Annotated in this window: 13 protein-coding genes; 7 read left to right on the top strand and 6 right to left on the bottom strand. The window is 61.8% G+C overall.

What is annotated here, in order from left to right:
- Window positions 1-134 precede the first annotated feature (134 nt).
- Together GIW28_RS03165 and GIW28_RS03160 are read right to left on the bottom strand one after the other, a co-directional pair.
- On the bottom strand, window positions 135-2,513 hold the full coding sequence (locus GIW28_RS03165; protein ID WP_329606421.1) for a TonB-dependent siderophore receptor: 2,379 nt from the start codon (window positions 2,511-2,513) through the stop codon (window positions 135-137).
- A 154-nt stretch (window positions 2,514-2,667) separates the two neighbouring features.
- Window positions 2,668-4,320: a cyclic peptide export ABC transporter gene (locus tag GIW28_RS03160; protein WP_099549287.1), complete on the bottom strand. Its 1,653-nt coding sequence runs from the start codon at window positions 4,318-4,320 to the stop codon at window positions 2,668-2,670.
- 201 nt (window positions 4,321-4,521) lie between these two features.
- Here GIW28_RS03160 and GIW28_RS03155 point away from each other — a divergent pair, with 201 nt between their 5' ends.
- Window positions 4,522-5,349, top strand: a complete 828-nt coding sequence (locus tag GIW28_RS03155) for a N(5)-hydroxyornithine transformylase PvdF (RefSeq protein WP_169986359.1) — start codon at window positions 4,522-4,524, stop codon at window positions 5,347-5,349.
- 116 nt (window positions 5,350-5,465) lie between these two features.
- Here the strand turns inward: GIW28_RS03155 and pvdO are convergent, their stop codons facing one another.
- Genes pvdO through pvdM form a run of 3 tightly spaced genes read right to left on the bottom strand, consistent with a single transcriptional unit; the run spans window position 5,466 to window position 9,020 of the window.
- A complete protein-coding gene (pvdO, locus tag GIW28_RS03150) occupies window positions 5,466-6,338 on the bottom strand; it encodes a dihydropyoverdine dehydrogenase (protein WP_170039678.1) in 873 nt (290 codons plus the stop codon).
- A gap of 33 nt (window positions 6,339-6,371) precedes the next feature.
- On the bottom strand, window positions 6,372-7,652 hold the full coding sequence (pvdN, locus tag GIW28_RS03145; RefSeq protein ID WP_236459110.1) for a pyoverdine-tailoring periplasmic protein PvdN: 1,281 nt from the start codon (window positions 7,650-7,652) through the stop codon (window positions 6,372-6,374).
- Between the two features lie 18 nt (window positions 7,653-7,670).
- Entirely contained in the window at window positions 7,671-9,020 is a 1,350-nt protein-coding gene (gene pvdM, locus GIW28_RS03140; protein WP_099549291.1) for a pyoverdine-tailoring dipeptidase-like protein PvdM, read from the bottom strand.
- A gap of 142 nt (window positions 9,021-9,162) precedes the next feature.
- Between pvdM and pvdP the strand changes: the two genes are divergently transcribed.
- Window positions 9,163-10,776 (top strand): pyoverdine maturation tyrosinase PvdP, encoded by a 1,614-nt coding sequence (gene pvdP / locus GIW28_RS03135; protein ID WP_099549292.1) that lies wholly within the window; start codon window positions 9,163-9,165, stop codon window positions 10,774-10,776.
- Here the strand turns inward: pvdP and GIW28_RS03130 are convergent.
- Window positions 10,769-11,716 (bottom strand): DUF1853 family protein, encoded by a 948-nt coding sequence (locus GIW28_RS03130; protein ID WP_017138105.1) that lies wholly within the window; start codon window positions 11,714-11,716, stop codon window positions 10,769-10,771. The genes pvdP and GIW28_RS03130 overlap by 8 nt on opposite strands.
- A 144-nt stretch (window positions 11,717-11,860) precedes the next feature.
- Here GIW28_RS03130 and GIW28_RS03125 point away from each other — a divergent pair, with 144 nt between their 5' ends.
- Genes GIW28_RS03125 through GIW28_RS03105 form a run of 5 tightly spaced genes read left to right on the top strand, consistent with a single transcriptional unit; the run spans window position 11,861 to window position 15,690 of the window.
- Window positions 11,861-12,751: an NAD(+) kinase gene (locus tag GIW28_RS03125; RefSeq protein WP_010210870.1), complete on the top strand. Its 891-nt coding sequence runs from the start codon at window positions 11,861-11,863 to the stop codon at window positions 12,749-12,751.
- Window positions 12,748-13,722: a metallophosphoesterase gene (locus GIW28_RS03120; protein WP_370589459.1), complete on the top strand. Its 975-nt coding sequence runs from the start codon at window positions 12,748-12,750 to the stop codon at window positions 13,720-13,722. The genes GIW28_RS03125 and GIW28_RS03120 overlap by 4 nt, the downstream gene beginning before the upstream one ends.
- Complete coding sequence (locus GIW28_RS03115) at window positions 13,719-14,588, top strand: rhomboid family intramembrane serine protease (RefSeq protein WP_236459109.1); 870 nt, start codon at window positions 13,719-13,721, stop codon at window positions 14,586-14,588. The genes GIW28_RS03120 and GIW28_RS03115 overlap by 4 nt, the downstream gene beginning before the upstream one ends.
- Before the next feature lie 14 nt (window positions 14,589-14,602).
- Window positions 14,603-14,863: a YeaC family protein gene (locus GIW28_RS03110; RefSeq protein ID WP_017138108.1), complete on the top strand. Its 261-nt coding sequence runs from the start codon at window positions 14,603-14,605 to the stop codon at window positions 14,861-14,863.
- A complete protein-coding gene (locus tag GIW28_RS03105; RefSeq protein ID WP_056860307.1) occupies window positions 14,860-15,690 on the top strand; it encodes a DUF2797 domain-containing protein in 831 nt (276 codons plus the stop codon). Before GIW28_RS03110 ends, GIW28_RS03105 begins: the two co-directional genes overlap by 4 nt.
- The last annotated feature ends 1 nt before the right edge of the window (window position 15,691 follow it).

Raw genomic sequence — 15,691 nt, 5'->3', positions numbered from 1 at the left:
CCCCGGTGTAAAAGAAACGCCCCTGGACCGATGGCCAGGGGCGTTTTTTTATCGGTGTTATTCGCCAAACGCCACGATTCAGCGGGCAACAAAAAGCCCCTGGTCATCAGCGATGACCAGGGGCTTGGGCCGGATCAGAAGTTCCAGCGGGTGCTGAGCATGACGTTACGCGGGTCGCCGTAGTAAGCCGAGTTGTAGAAGCCGATGTTGGTGTAATACTTCTTGTCGAAGATGTTGTTGACGTTGAGGGTCGCCGATACGTTCTCGGTCACCTGGTAACGGGCCATCGCGTCGACGATCCACAGTGGGTCCTGGGAGAAGTTTTCCTCGGTGCCTTTGGCATAGTTGTTCAGCAGTTTCCAGCCAGTGCCCTGCCAGCGCACGCCGGTGCCCAGGGTCAGCTTGTCGAGTGGGCCGGTCAGCTTGTAGCTGGTGTAGATATTGACCTGATCTTCCGGCTCCCAGGTGGAGAGCTTCTCACCCTGTTTGTCGCGCATGATCTTATGGGTATAGCCCGCCTGCAACTGCCAGCCTGGCGCCAGCTCGCCGGAAATTTCCGCTTCGTAGCCTTTGGTCTTGGCTTCGGTGCCCCTGGAGGCGTAATCCAGCCCTGGGTGGCTGTTGGGGATGTAATCCGTGTCGTCGACGGCGCGGTTTTTCTCGTGAACCTCGAAGTAGGCCAGGCTCGAATTCAGGCGACCGTCGAAGAACTCGCCCTTAAGGCCGATCTCGTAGTTCTTGCCTTCATCTGGTTCCAGCGGTTTGTCGTTGCGGTCTCGGTAATCGTCCTGGGGCAGGTAGATTTCGGTGAAGCTGGCGTAGGCCGAGAAGTTGTCGTTGAGGTCATAGGTGATGCCGGCATAAGGCACTACCTTGCCGGTGTCCTTGACCTGGCTGGTGCCGCTGACTTCGTAGTTGTTGACCCGAGTGCCGAGGATCAGGTGCAAGTCATCCGCGAGGCTGAAGCGCCCGGTGATGTAGCTGGCGCTCTGGCGGGTCAGCTCGTCGTTCTTTTTGGTTCGAGGACCACGGTCCGGCTTGGGGGCGTCGCCGTCCCAGTTGAAGTAGTCGTGGCTGTTGTCGTAGTTGGTGGCGTTGGTGTAGTCGCTGCCCAGCCAGTGCGAGCGCGAGACCGACGTACCGACCACCAGTTCGTGCTCACGCCCGAACAGGCTGAACGGCCCAGTGGCGTAGAGATCACCCGTGTCGCTGGTGGTTTCACCATTGTAGGTACGGGTCAGCAGCGATGCCTTGCCCGTTTCGGCATTGGGTGACAGCAGGGCCGACAACGGGGCTTTGTAGCCGTTGATCTGGTGGTTGTACTGCGCCTTGCCGACCCAGCCGTTGTCGAACGTGTGTTCCAGGGTGGCGAAGGCGGTACGGGTGTACTGTTTCCACTTGCTGTACTTGGCGCCGTTGTTGAAGGAGCGCGGGGTGCTGATGTGGTTGCCGGCCGAGTCAAAGAGCGAGGCCGCACCGGACCAGCTGGAGCCCTGCGGGTCACTGTCCTGGTAGTCGCCACCGATGGTCAGCAACGTATCCGGTGCCAGGTCGAACTCGAGAATGCCGTAGTAGACGTTGGTCTGGCGTTGGTAGTGATCGAGGAACGTGTGTTTGTCCTGGTACGCCGCAACAGCACGGCCACGCACGTTGCCGGTCTCGGTCAGCGGGCCGCTGACGTCGATTTCCGAACGGTAGTTGTCCCAGGAGCCTGCGCCCAGGTCCACATAGCCCTTGAATTCCGAGGTGGGCTTTTTACGCACCATATTGATGGTGCCGCCCGGGCCGCCGGCGCCGGTCAGCAGGCCGGTGGCGCCCTTGAGAATTTCGACGCGGTCGTAGATCACGGTGTCGGTCAAGGTGTGGCCCGACGAGTACTGGGCATCCTGCAGGATCGGAATACCGTCGTACTGGAAGTTCTGAATGGCGAAACCGCGAGAGAAATAGCTGGTGCGCTCGCTGTCGTAGGTGGCAACGGTGATGCCCGGTGTGTGGCGCATCACGTCGTCGATCGACTTGAGGCTGAAGTCGTCCATGGCCTGGCGGGTCACCACGGAAATCGATTGCGGCGTCTCGCGTGGGCTTAACACCAGGCGGGTTGCGGTGGCAATGGTGCCGGGGGTGTAGGAGCCGGAGCCTTCGGTGATGGTCCCCAACTGGTTAGCGGTTACCTGGGTTGCACCCAGTTCCAGTGCCGACGTTTTCGCCGCGCTGATGGTGAACGAGCTGCCCTGCAGGTCATAGCTGATGCCCGTCCCGGACAGCAAGGTGGTCATGGCCTGGCCAGGTTGCAACTTGCCTTTGATCGTGTGACTGCGCTTGCCTTCTACATCGGTAGGGCTGTAGAGCACCTGCAAGTTGGTCTGGCGACCGAACTCCTGAAGCGCGCTCCCCAGCGGCTGTGCAGGCACATTCAATTCGACTTCCTGCGCCTGCACATAACCTGCCACCGGCAGTGCCAGTGCCAGGGCAATCGCGCTTGGCAGCAGAGGGGTATTCAAGAGGCGGCGCATGGAGAGTGCCTTGCTCAAGGGACTCAGACCGAACGTTGCTGGCATGGATGCATTCTCTTCTATGTTTTAAGTGGGCAGCTTTTAGTGTTTATTGAGGTCAATTCTCATTACCACTAGTGAGACGTTCCTATCCGGAAAAACCGGAAAATAAATTTCAAGCCGGTTCCATCTCGTGCACGACCTTGCCCGCACGCAGGCGCACCAGTTGGTCGGCGATGTCGAAGTAGCGGTCGTCGTGGCTGATCACGATGATGGTTTTGCCCAGGCGCTTGAGGTCGGGCAGCAGCTCGGTGTAGAACACGCGGCGGAAGGCCGGGTCCTGGTCGGCGGCCCATTCGTCGAACACCAGCACCGGGCGTTCTTCGAGCCAGGCATTGACCAGCGCCAGGCGCTTGCGCTGCCCGGTGGAGAGGTCGGTGGTGCTGAATACGCCGTCCTTGACGCTGACTTTGTGCGCGATTTCCAGGCGCTCCAGGTACTTGGCAGCACTGTCCAGCGATTGCGTGGCGCTGCCCTGGACCAGGTCGTCGAACAGGTAATAGTCGGCGAACACCGTGGTGAACAATTGGCGATAGTCATCGCGCACCGGGTCGGTCACGGTTTCGCCGTTCAGGCGGATTTCGCCGGCGTCGGGTTGATACAGGCCCAGCAACAGTTTGATCAGTGTGGTCTTGCCGCAGCCGTTCTCGCCGACGATAAACACGATATCGCCCTGCTGGATGCTCAGGTTGATCGGCCCCAGGTGAAACGGCTCGCTGCCCTCTACCGGCGGTGGGCTGTAGGTGACGCCACGCAGTTCAAGGCTGTTGACCACCGGCGTGGGGGCTTCGCTGCCGTCCATCAACAGATGCGGCTCGGGGGACGAGAAGCGATCAGACAGCTCGGTGATACGCGCAAAGGCAATGCCGGCCTTGCCGATGATCGGCAGGTAACCGATCACGTGTTCGAGCGGGCCTTTCATGTACAGCAGTACCAACACAAAACCGGTGATCACCGCGGGGTCCGGGTTGGGGCTGTAGGCTTGCATGGCCAGGGCCAGGCCGATGACCACAAAGAACAGCATCGAGCCAAAGGTCTTGGCCACGATGTAAATGTTGACCGAGCGCACCTGGATGTCGCTGATCCGGTCGGCGGTTTCCTGGATACGGTGGGTGTTCATCCGGTAGCGCCGTGGCCGGTGGATGCGCAACTCCTTGGCGCCGGAGGCGATCGCCGAATAGTAGCGCTGCAGTTCGTCTTCCAGGTCACGGGCTGCATCGAAGCCGCGTATGCCTTTGTGGCCGGCGATGAACTGCACGCTGCTGCCGATCACAATGGCGACGATCATCATCAGGAACATTGGCACAGACAAGTAGGCCAGGTAACCCAGACACCCCAGGGTTACCGTGCTGGCGATGGCCAGCGGGGTGAACGCGAAGGAGAAATCGCTGATGGTATCGACGTCGTGGGTGAGCACCGGGATCAGGCGGTGCGAGCGGTAGCGTTCGATCTGCTCGATGGGCGCCGACAGCACTTTCTCACCGAGATCCTTGCGCAGGGCGGCAATGATCCGCTGGCCCACATAGTTGGTGCCGATATCCGAGACGATCGAACTGGTCAGCGCCAACAGGCATAGCGCCGCAAAGGTCAGGACCACGCCCTGGGTCATGCCGGTTGTAGAGTGCAGGGCGTTATTGATAGTCGCCAGCAGCAACGTGATGGCCAGGCCGCCGGCCATGCCCAGCGCGACAGAGACTGTCACGATGGTGCGAAAAGGCCTGAGCAATGCGAGCAAACCGTTAAAGGCGCCGCGCTTGGGGTCGGTCATAAATACTTCCCGGAAAGTGAAAAAAGAGGGGGCTGGGCACACAGACCCTTACCCATGACAAACGAAGTGTCGGGGCGACTATTTAGCGCGGCGCGCCGGGCGGTGGCCTGGGTCGATAAATTGCCTGCAGGCTGGTTCGTTCTTGTTGTGTAGGCGCACGCGTATTGGCGCGTGCCTGATCTATCCAGCGAGAGCGAAACAATGACGAAAAAGAATCTGGTGTATGTCTGGTCCCTGAGAAACGCTGCCGCCGACAAGGCCGGGCAGCCGGTGGCCTACAAGGACCACGAGCGCTATATGAAGTCGGTGCTGGAGTTTCTGGTGGGGTCGCTGAACGACACACCGTTGGGCCAGGCCTACAACCTGGTCGGCGTGGTGTACGACGATGACGAGCAGAACCCGCGGGACCAGCAGTTGGTGGCCGACTATGGTTTTGCCTATCAGCCGGGTCGCCAGTGGCTGTACCCGGCGGACCTGCGCGTGCAGGGCAACCTGGTCAATGACTTGTTGCTAAGCGTGCCATCCACCTACCGCCGCCTGCCGCGTGGCAGCGCCGAACACATCGCCGGCAAGCAGGATTTTGAACGTCGCTTGCACGACACCCTGGTGGAGTTGAAGGCCGATATCGTGGTGCTGGACGGCCTGCTGGTGATCCTCGATGAGTTGGTGCGGCCCGGCGCGCCGTTCGCGCGGCGGATCATGAACATTCACCCAGGCATTACCCGTATTGAATCGCCTTACGAGCGCCGTGGCGCCTATGCCACCTGGAATGCCTTGTACGGCGCGCGCGGGCAGACGGTGGTGGATTGGGCGAGCAAAGCAACCAAGGCCTGCGAACCGCTGTACCTTACCGGCGCTTCGTTCCATTACGTGGACAACGGCATTGATTCGGGCGAAGTGTTCCACGACGTGCTGAAAACCGAGATTTCGCCTGAGGACACCATCCTCGAATTGCGCTGGAACAACTTCAATAACAGCCTGTTCCCGGCGTTGCATGAAGGGTTGGAGTTGTTGGCTCGGCAGGCCTAAGGCGATCCAAGTGTGGGAGCTGGCTTGCCTGCGATGGCATCAACTCGGTGTACCTGATGTACCGAGGTGTCTGCATCGCAGGCAAGCCAGCTCCCACCTTCTGCTCGGTGTGCTGCTTAAAGGTCGCGCACTACCCGAAACCCAATCCAGTCCCCGCGGGTTTGCGGGTAGATGGTGTTGCGGTTGCCCGAACGTGAGAACACCGGCGCTTCGCCCCAGTCATTGCCGCGGATCTGGTAGCCCTCGCAGTGGGGCTCCATCCAGGCGCTGCCGTCGGTAGGGGCGCCGATATAGTTGGGGTGCTCGCAGTCGGCAACCCGCTCATACACATTGCCGTGCATGTCGTACATGCCGAATGCATTCGGCGGGTAGCTGCCCACCGGCGAGGAATAGCTGTAGCCATCTGCCGGGCCGTAGGTGTTGGCGTGCTGGGCGATGCTGTAGCCCTTGCCCTCGTCGAACGGGAAGGGGAACGGCCCGGTGGAGCCGGCGCGGGCGGCGTATTCACGTTGGGCTTCGCTGACCATGTGGTACTTGTGGCCGGTTTTTTCCGATAGCCAGGCGACGTACTGCTTGATGTCGTCCATGTCCATGCACACTGCCGGCTGGCGTGGCCCTTGCGGGTAGCGGGGCTTGCTGGCGATGCATTCGCGGCCGGGGCGGGTGTCGCCGTCGGCGATCTTGACGCCGGTCTGGCGGATATAGCTGTCCCATTCGGCGGCAGTGACGTGGAAGCGGCTCATGGCAAACGGTTTGGCGAAGGTCACGTCGTGCATCGGGCCTTCATCGGGCTCGCGGCCGACTTCGTCTTCCGGCGTGCCCATGGTGAAGGTGCCGGCGGGCAGCACCACCATTTCCGGGCAGTCCTTGCAGTCCTTGAACACTTTGCCGGGTTGCGGCGTGGCGGCCTGCGCCAGGTTGGGCAGCCATGCCGCGCAAAGAGCAGTCAGCGCCAGGGCGGTCAGGGGTTTGAGTCGGGATGGATTCATGTGGGCATCTCGTTCAAAGGAAAAAAGGGCGCATCACAGGCGTTGGCTCAGCAGGGCCATAAACTGCTGGATTTCGTCCGAGCTGTTAAGCAGGCCGGGGGAAGTGCGGATCACCGGGCCGACATCGCGGTCGACGGCGTCGATCACCACGCGGTTTTTCATCATGTGGGCGACCACGGCTTCGCTGTCCTGACCCTTGACGCGGAAGAACGTAAAACCTGCCGACAGATCGGTGCTGCGCGGTGTCACCAACTCGATCTGCGGATGCGCCAGCAACTGGGTTTTGAGTTCGCTGTTGAGTACGTGGATGCGCGCCTCAACCTGTTCCTTGCCCAGTTGCAGGTGCAGCTTGAACGCTTCATCCGCCGCCCAGCGATGCTCAAAGGCGTGGTAGCCGCCGGGCGTCATGGTGGTGGCAAAGTTGGTGTCTTCGGAGAAGGTCGGCACCATGGGTGTGACGTATTTGTTTTCGGCGTCGCGGGCGCAGACCAGCCCGGTGCCGCGTGGGCCGAACATCCATTTATGCGTGCCGGCGATAAAGAAGTCGCAGTGCATGGCCGGGAAGTCGAGGTTCTCCACGCCAAAACCATGTACGCCATCGACCACATACAGGATGCGGTCGTTGTCGTCGCGGTTGCGATTGAGTTCCTCCACCAGCTTGCCGATTTCGCCGATCGGCAGCTTCACGCCACTGCCGGACTGCACCCAGGTCATGCCCAGCACGCGGGTAGTGGGGCGAATGGCGCGCTTGATGTTGCCCAGCACTTCGTCACTGGAGACCTGGCTGGCGCGCTCGAACAAGCGGATGCGCCGCACCTGGGTGCCTTGGCGGGCGACGCGAAAGTCCAGCACGTTCTGGGTGGCGTAGTGTTCGTGTTCGGTGGTGAGAATCTCTTGGTCGGGGCGCAGCTTGATCCCGCCGTAGATCATCGCCAGGCCTTCCGACGTGCTGCCGGTGAGGGCGATCTGAGCCGGCTTGGCGTTCAGGTAACGACCGGCCCATTCGCGCACCTGGCCTTCACGTTTCCAGGTTTCTTCCAGGCCCCAGTCCATGGCCAGGCCGGGGTTGCGGTCGATCTGCTGGCGGTAGCGCTCAATGGCTTCGCGCACGGGGCGTGGGTGGGAGGTCACCAGGAAGTTGGAAAAGTGCAGGTAGTCCGGGTCTTGGGTGAACAGCTGTTTGAAACCCGTCCATGGGTCGTTTGTGGCAGGCGACTGGGTGGCTGCCTGGGCGTGCGCGAGCAATGTGCTGCCCAATGGCAGGCTAGCGGCGAGTACGCCAGCCTGCTTGAGGAATGTACGGCGGTCGGTCATGGACTGGCTTCTGAGTAATTAGCGGTTGGCCAACGGCTTGGCGGCTTTTTGTACCTGGTCCCACACCCGCAGGAAGTTGCCTCCCCACAGCTTGGCGATGTCGGCCTCGGAGTAGCCGCGCTGGATCAGTTCGGCGGTGACATTGCGCACTTCGCCGACGTTCTCCCAGCCCTGGATGCCGCCGCCGTCGTTGAAATCCGAGGCGATGCCGACGTGGTCGATGCCGATCTTGCGCACGGTGTAGTCAATGGCATCGCCCCAGTCCTTGAGGGTGGCCTTGGGTTCTTCTTCAAGAATGGCGTACAGCCCCTGGGCGTACTGGCCGAACTTCTGCTCGGGCCAGGCGGCGATGATGGCGTCACCGGGCATCAAGGCCATGGCCAGGTTGGGCAACGGCGGCAAATCGAAGCGCGCACGCAAAGTGTTGAGCTTGTCTTGGGTGGGTTGGCTCAGCGGGCGCAAATAGGCCGGGAAGCCCACCACCTGCACCACGCCACCGCTGTTTTTGATCAGTTGCAGTTCTTTGTCGCTGAGGTTGCGCGGGATATCCACCGAGGCACGCGGCGCCGAATGCGAGGCAATCATGGGGGTACGGCTCAATTGCGCGACTTGCTCCAGCGCCTTGGTCGACATCTGCGACACATCGATGATCACGCCCAGGTCGTTGAGGCGGTGCACGGCTTGTTGGCCGATGGGTGACAGCCCTTCAAGCGCGTCGGTGGTGTCATTGAAAAACGGCAGCGGGCGTGACGAGTCGGACCAGGCGTTGTTGCCGATATAGCTGAAGCCGAACATGCGCATGCCGCGTGCCGCCCACAGGTCCAGCTGGTTGAGGTCGTCGCCCAGCGGGTAGGCGTTGAGCATGCTGATAAAGATCGCAAACTTGCCCTCGCCATGCAGGCGCCGCATATCGTCCGGGGTGTAGGCGATGCCGACCTGGTTGGGGAAGTCGCGCACCATGCCGGAGATGATCTTGTAGCGCACCTCCTGCTCGTGACGGGCCTCCTCGACAAAACCGTCGGTGGGTTTGTGCGGCGCGTTGGGGCCGTTCCAGATTTCCGGCCAGCCGAAAATCGTCAGCGCCGCGCCCGACAAGCGCCCGCGTGCCGCCTTGGCGAGGTCAAACTGGCCGCTGCCATCCTTGTCGGCTTCGTTGCCGGCGGTGCCGAAATCCATGGGCACGGTGATATGGCTGTCGAACGACAACAAGCGGTCCTGCATTTCGTTGGCCTGCTTGATCACCTCCAGCGGGTAGCCGGCATTGCCTTTGAACCAGTGATCCCAGGCCAGGAAACCGACCCCGGCGCCGATGGCCAGTGCCAGCGGCAGGCCGATATACAGCGCCTTTTTCGAACGTGATTTTGTCATTGCCATCTCAGTCAGTTGAGGCCTTTGCTATCAGGGAAGAACGAGCCATGGCCGGGGAAATTTAGGCGCGGGCGCTGGGCCGGTAAATTTCTCGCGGCCGTCAACGTTCTAGCTCTGATCAAGCTGTTTCCTAAGGTAGACAATGACCCTCTCTCGACGTGGCTTCATCGCCGGCCTGGCGCTGACCGGCGCTGCCGTGCCAGCGGCCCTTTATGCCCACCGCGAGCTGACGCGTGAAGAATTCCCGATCACGCCGGGCGAGGCCACGGTGGACCTGGCCGACACCGCCGGCCAACACCTGGCCAATACCCTGCGCGGTGTGTGGAGCCTGCGCCTGGAGGGCCGCGATGCGGGCCTTAAAGGCTTGCCGCTGCAAGGCCTGGAGCTGTTGCTCGACATCGCCCCGCGCGGCCGTGGCTTGCGTGGCTATCTGGACACCGCTGCAAACCTGCGTGCCGAGGGCGAGCCGCGTTACCGCGTGCTCGGTGATCTGCTGACGGGCGAGGGCGCCGTGCTCTACTGGCGCCTGATCGACCGCGACGCCGCGGATGGCGCACCGGCCTATGAGTTCAAGATGACCCTCGACGAAGTCTGGGCCGACTTCGCCAATGCCGGCAGCAGCACGCTGAGCGGGCAGGTTCTCGACCTTGAGCGCCCCCTGGCCCTGACCGAGTGCGACAACCGCTTTATCGCCCACAAGCAACTGTTCCCCGAGGCGCGCCAGCGTATCGGCCTTAACCCGACCTTGCTGGCCTGGCTGATCGCGCCTGAGCACCGGCTGTTCCACCAGCTCTGGCACGCCACCCGTGACCAGTGGCACAAGCTGTCCGAGGAAAAACGCGATGCCCTGCGCGGTATCGGTTGGCAACCCGGGCCACGCGGCCAGGAGCGCGACGCGCGCGGCAAACGCAAAGACCGCAACGGTTCGGGTATCGACTTCTTTTTCATGCACCGGCATATGCTTGGCACTGCGCGCTCCATGCAAGACCTGCCTTCCTGGCCGCAATTCCCTGAACCCCAACCGGCGCTGGAACGCGATCGCCTGGGGTTTTTGCGTTATTTCGATAACCACGACGGCTTTGCGCTGCCACCCTGTTGGTCAGCACCTGATGACAGCGACTACACCCAATGGGTCAGCGATATCAAGGCGGCCGAGACCTACCACAGCAACTTCCAGGTGTGGGAGTCGCAGTACCGTGACCCGCGTTACCTGGCCAAACTGACCTTGGGCCAGTTAGGTTCGGAGATGGAGCTGGGCCTGCACGACTGGCTGCACATGCGTTGGGCCTCGGTGCCCCGTGACCCGTCCAACGGCGCGCCGGTGCCGTTCGCCCGTGACCCGGCGGACTTTGCCGCGCGTTGGTACGCGCCGCAGAACGACTTCCTGGGCGACCCGTTCTCATCGCACGTAAACCCGGTGTTCTGGCACTTTCACGGCTGGATCGATGATCGCATCGAGGACTGGTTTCGCGCCCATGAGCGGTTCAATCCAGGCGAGGTCAGCCGGCTGGAGGTCAACGGGGTCAAGTGGTTTGCCCAAGGCCGCTGGGTGGAAGTCGCTGACCCATGGCTGGGGCCGGACACCCACGGTTGCAGCACCACGCCGGGGCTGCAGATGGGGCGGTCGATGGAAATGGACCCGGAGACCATGAAGCTGGCGCTGCGCATCACCTTCGCCGAAGAAGACGGATTGCAGGCCTTGTTCAAGCGCGTGCCGAAACGGCCCTGGTATGCGCGCCACCTGAAACTCAAGTAATGCCCGGGACGTTTGGCCACAGGTCTGCAACAAGGAACAAACGTTCGGCTTCTTCCCAATCTGCGCCTTGCTGAACCAGCCGCACCAGTAATTGGGCCGGTGCCATCGGGTCGAGGTCTGCCAGCCAGGCTTGCATCTGGTCAGCACGCCACACCTGATCCTCCGAGTAATGCGCCGGCGCCAGCCAGGCGTGCCGAGGCAGGGGTTGCCAGCGCCCCGGCGGGCTCTGGCTGACGAAGTCGCGCCAATCACGCTGATGCAGCCAGCGCCCGCGCAGGTGCTGTGGTTCAACGCCCAGCGGGGATTCGGCGGTGCCGGGCCACGGATAGAGCAAATACCCGCCCAGCCACAAATGTGCATCGAACTGCGCAATATCCAGCGCCGCCAGTGCTTCGCGGCTTTCCGGGCGGGCCGAAATCGGTAGTTGATGCTGGGCCAGGTGCGCGAGCTTGCGGTCCAGCCGGTCATGACAGCCGGGGCCGAGCCATTGCGCGGGGTCCTGGCCGTTGCCGTCCTGCGGCCCCAGATACAGTTTGATCGCCAGTTCCAGGTGGTGCACGCCATCGCGGTCGCGCACCAGCATGTCCAGCTCGCCCAGCGTATGCCCGGCGCGGCGGATCGGCAGGTTGGCGGCCAGTAACTCCACCCCCGGCGCATGTTGCACCGCGAATTGCCACAGGCGCTCGTAGTACAGGCCCAGGCGCCGCGTGCGCGACAGGCTTAGCCAATGCTGCAAGGCGCTGCTGTCCTGGTCGAGGGTGCGTAACCACTGTTCGAGCCGGTGCGGCGCCTGTACCCAGTCGCTGCCGGCCAGCGGGTGGCGCTGCGGCCAGGGCGTTTGCGCAAGCATCGGCGGGGCGAGCACCACCCACGCCAGGTCGCGCACCTCGGGGTGGCGCAATTGGCGGGGCAGGTTGAGCAGGTCGGGGAACACAGTCATGGTCCGAGCATAGCCTTTTAGAGCCGTTAAGGGTGGCTGAGAACCATTGTCATCAAGGTCCTGCGGCGACAAAGGGTTTTGCCTGACGCGGCCTTTCGCCCATAATCGTTCTTTTTGCCAGACCCCAAATCCCGCAGGAGCCCCATGGAGCAATTTCGCAATATCGGCATTATCGGTCGCCTGGGCAGTACCCAGGTGCTGGACACCGTCCGCCGGCTGAAAAAATTCCTGCTGGAACGCCACCTGCATGTGATCCTCGAAGACACCATCGCCGAAATCCTGCCCGGCCACGGCCTGCAAACCTCGTCGCGCAAGATGCTCGGCGAAGTCTGTGACATGGTTATTGTGGTCGGCGGCGACGGCAGCCTGCTGGGTGCCGCCCGTGCACTGGCGCGGCACAACGTGCCGGTGCTGGGGATCAACCGTGGCAGTTTGGGGTTCCTCACGGATATCCGCCCGGATGACCTCGAAGTCGAAGTGGCCAAGGTGCTCGACGGCCATTACCTGGTGGAAAACCGCTTCCTGCTGCAAGCCGAAGTACGCCGCCACGGCGAGGCCATCGGCCAGGGCGATGCGCTCAACGATGTGGTGCTGCACCCTGGCAAATCCACGCGCATGATCGAGTTCGAGCTGTATATCGACGGCCAGTTCGTGTGCAGCCAAAAGGCTGACGGCCTGATCGTCGCCACGCCGACCGGTTCTACCGCGTACGCACTGTCGGCTGGCGGTCCGATCATGCACCCCAAACTCGATGCCATTGTGATCGTGCCGATGTACCCCCATATGTTGTCCAGTCGGCCAATTGTGGTTGATGGCAACAGTGAGCTGAAAATCGTGGTGTCCAAAGACATGCAGATCTACCCGCAAGTCTCCTGCGACGGGCAGAACCATTTCACCTGCGCCCCCGGTGACACCATCACCGTGAGCAAAAAGGCACAGAAGTTGCGGTTGATCCACCCGCTGGACCACAACTACTACGAAGTGTGCCGCACCAAGCTGGGCTGGGGCAGCCGCTTGGGGGGTGGAGGCGACTGATGCTCGATCCCGCGCGTAGCTACGACCTGATTGGTGACGTGCACGGTTGCGCTCATACCCTTGAGCACTTGCTCGACCGGCTGGGCTACCATAAACAGGCTGGAACCTGGCGCCATCCGACGCGTATGGCGGTGTTCCTCGGCGATATCATCGACCGTGGGCCACGCATCCGCGAGGCGCTGCATATCGTCCACGATATGACCGAGGCCGGCCAGGCGCTGTGCATCATGGGCAACCACGAGTTCAACGCGCTGGGCTGGAGCACGCCGGCGCCGCCGGGCAGTGGCAAGCAGTTCGTGCGCGAGCACAACCCACGCCATGCGCGGTTGATCCACGAAACTCTGACCCAGTTCGAGCACCACCCGGCCGACTGGCACGACTTCCTCGGCTGGTTCTACGACATGCCGCTGTTTGTCGACGCCGGGCGGTTTCGCGTGGTGCATGCGTGTTGGGACGAAGGCTTTATCCAGCCGCTGCGCGCCACCTTCCCGGATGGCTGCATCGACCAGCACTTTTTGCAGGCCGCCGCCGTGCCGGGCAGCTTTGCCTGCAACGCCTTCGACCGCCTGCTGCGCGGCACCGACATGCGCCTGCCGGACGGCCTGACGCTGACCGGTGGCGATGGCCTGACGCGCTCATTTTTCCGCACCAAATTCTGGGAAGACGACCCCAAAACCTACGGCGACATCGTGTTCCAGCCCGATGCACTTCCGGAACCGGTGGCGCGAACGCCGCTTTCGTCTACGGAAAAAAATTCCCTGCTGCGTTATGGCGTCGACGAACCGTTGTTGTTCGTCGGCCATTACTGGCGCAGCGGCAAGCCGGCGCCGATCCGCGACAACCTGGCCTGCCTGGACTACAGCGCGGTGCTTTACGGCAAGCTGGTGGCGTACCGACTGGACCAGGAAACCCGCCTGGATCCGCGTAAATTTGTATGGGTCGACGTTGAGCGGCCTGAGGTCATTGTATGAGTACGGTAGCTGTATTGCGCTTGCCGCTGAGTGTCGACTTGAGTGGTTTCGTCAAACTGCTGCAACGCATGCAAGTGCCCCATCGCGTCAGTGAAGAAGCAGGCGAGCAAGTGTTGTGGGTGCCCGAGAACATCAGCGCCGACGTGCAAGTGTTGTATCAACGCTTTCCCGCCGGTGACCCGGATCAGCAACTGGATATTCCCCAGCAGGCGCCCGTCACGCGGCCAAGCTTTGTTCAGCAAGTGCGTTTCAGTCCGGTGACGGCGCTGGTGCTGCTGGCGAGCATGATCGTTGGCGCGGTGACCTTGTTGGGTGAAAACCTGCAGACCATGAGCTGGCTGACCTTCCTGCCGTTTCACGTGATGGGCGACTACATCCAGTTCACCCCGTTTGCCGAGACCATGGCCTCGGGGCAGTGGTGGCGGCTGGTCACGCCGATGCTGATCCACTTCGGCATCCTGCACCTGGCCATGAATGGCATGTGGTACTGGGAGCTGGGCCGTCGTATCGAGTTGCGCCAGGGCAGTATCAACCTGCTGGGCCTGACCGTGTTGTTCAGCCTGGTGTCCAATTACGCGCAATACGCCTATGGCGGCCCGAGCCTGTTTGGCGGTTTGTCTGGCGTGTTGTATGGCCTGCTCGGGCATTGCTGGATCTTCCAATTGTTGTCGCCTAACCCGGCTTATCGTCTGCCGCGTGGCGTGCTGGCGATGATGCTGATTTGGCTGGTGCTCTGCATGTCGGGGCTGATCTCGATGATCGGTTTCGGCGAAATCGCCAACGCGGCTCACCTGAGCGGCTTGGTCATCGGTTGCCTGACGGGTTTGCTGGGCGGGTTGTACAACCGCCGCAAAGCCTCTATTTGATAAGGAAGAGCCTTATGTCCTCTTTTGCTGAAATGATCGAAAACATCACCCCGGACATCTACGAGAGCCTCAAGCTGGCCGTGGAAATCGGCAAGTGGTCCGATGGCCGCAAGCTCACTGCGGAGCAGCGCGAGCTGTCGCTGCAAGCGGTGATCGCCTGGGAAATCCAGAACCTGCCCGAAGAGCAGCGTACCGGCTACATGGGCCCGCAGGAATGCGCGTCCAAGTCGGCGCCGGTGCCGAACATTCTGTTCAAGTCGGATGCGATCCATTGATTGAAATTGGTCGCGGTGCAGTCAGCAAAATGTCGGCGCAACTCGGTGAGCCGACCGTTCAATACGCGTTTCGCCTGGGCGACACCGAGGTGCCGGTCAACCCGTTGATCGGTACCCACGTGCGCCTGGAATACCTCGGTGCCATTCATTGCAGCCATTGCGGCCGCAAGACCAAGACCAGTTTCAGCCAGGGTTATTGCTACCCATGTATGACCAAACTGGCCCAGTGTGACCTGTGCATCATGAGTCCCGAGCGTTGCCATTACGACGCCGGCACCTGCCGTGATCCGGGCTGGGGCGAACAATTCTGCATGACCGACCATGTGGTGTACCTGGCCAACTCGTCGGGCATCAAGGTCGGCATCACCCGTGCCACCCAGTTGCCCACCCGCTGGCTCGACCAGGGCGCCAGCCAGGCGCTGCCGATCATGCGCGTGGCGACCCGTCAGCAATCCGGTTTCGTTGAAGACCTGTTTCGCAGCCAAGTGGCCGATAAAACCAACTGGCGTGCTTTACTCAAGGGCGATGCGCAATCGGTGGATCTCAAGCAGGTACGCGATGAGCTGTTCGCCACCTGCGCCGACGGCCTGCTGGGGTTGCAGGAACGCTTTGGCTTGCAGGCCATCCAACCGGTAACCGACATCGAGCCGATCGAAATTCGTTACCCGGTCGAGCAATACCCGGCCAAGATCGTCAGCTTTAACCTGGACAAGAACCCGATTGCCGAAGGCACGTTGCTGGGGATCAAGGGCCAATACCTGATCTTCGACACCGGCGTTATCAACATTCGTAAGTACACGGCCTACCAGCTCGCCGTGCATCAGTAAA

This window comes from Pseudomonas sp. PA-5-4B (assembly GCF_021606215.1).
In the GTDB taxonomy this organism is placed as follows: Bacteria; Pseudomonadota; Gammaproteobacteria; order Pseudomonadales; family Pseudomonadaceae; genus Aquipseudomonas; species Aquipseudomonas edaphica.
The sequence above is the reverse complement of the archived record's forward strand: the minus strand, read 5'-3'. Positions and strand labels throughout refer to the sequence as shown.

What these genes read in the sequence shown, in the direction of transcription:
- GIW28_RS03165 (WP_329606421.1), bottom strand. Translation starts at nt 2,513, where the DNA reads ATGCGCCGCCTCTTGAATACCCCTCTGCTGCCAAGCGCGATTGCCCTG.
- GIW28_RS03160 (WP_099549287.1), bottom strand. Translation starts at nt 4,320, where the DNA reads ATGACCGACCCCAAGCGCGGCGCCTTTAACGGTTTGCTCGCATTGCTC.
- GIW28_RS03155 (WP_169986359.1), top strand. Translation starts at nt 4,522, where the DNA reads ATGACGAAAAAGAATCTGGTGTATGTCTGGTCCCTGAGAAACGCTGCC.
- pvdO (WP_170039678.1), bottom strand. Translation starts at nt 6,338, where the DNA reads ATGAATCCATCCCGACTCAAACCCCTGACCGCCCTGGCGCTGACTGCT.
- pvdN (WP_236459110.1), bottom strand. Translation starts at nt 7,652, where the DNA reads ATGACCGACCGCCGTACATTCCTCAAGCAGGCTGGCGTACTCGCCGCT.
- pvdM (WP_099549291.1), bottom strand. Translation starts at nt 9,020, where the DNA reads ATGACAAAATCACGTTCGAAAAAGGCGCTGTATATCGGCCTGCCGCTG.
- pvdP (WP_099549292.1), top strand. Translation starts at nt 9,163, where the DNA reads ATGACCCTCTCTCGACGTGGCTTCATCGCCGGCCTGGCGCTGACCGGC.
- GIW28_RS03130 (WP_017138105.1), bottom strand. Translation starts at nt 11,716, where the DNA reads ATGACTGTGTTCCCCGACCTGCTCAACCTGCCCCGCCAATTGCGCCAC.
- GIW28_RS03125 (WP_010210870.1), top strand. Translation starts at nt 11,861, where the DNA reads ATGGAGCAATTTCGCAATATCGGCATTATCGGTCGCCTGGGCAGTACC.
- GIW28_RS03115 (WP_236459109.1), top strand. Translation starts at nt 13,719, where the DNA reads ATGAGTACGGTAGCTGTATTGCGCTTGCCGCTGAGTGTCGACTTGAGT.
- GIW28_RS03110 (WP_017138108.1), top strand. Translation starts at nt 14,603, where the DNA reads ATGTCCTCTTTTGCTGAAATGATCGAAAACATCACCCCGGACATCTAC.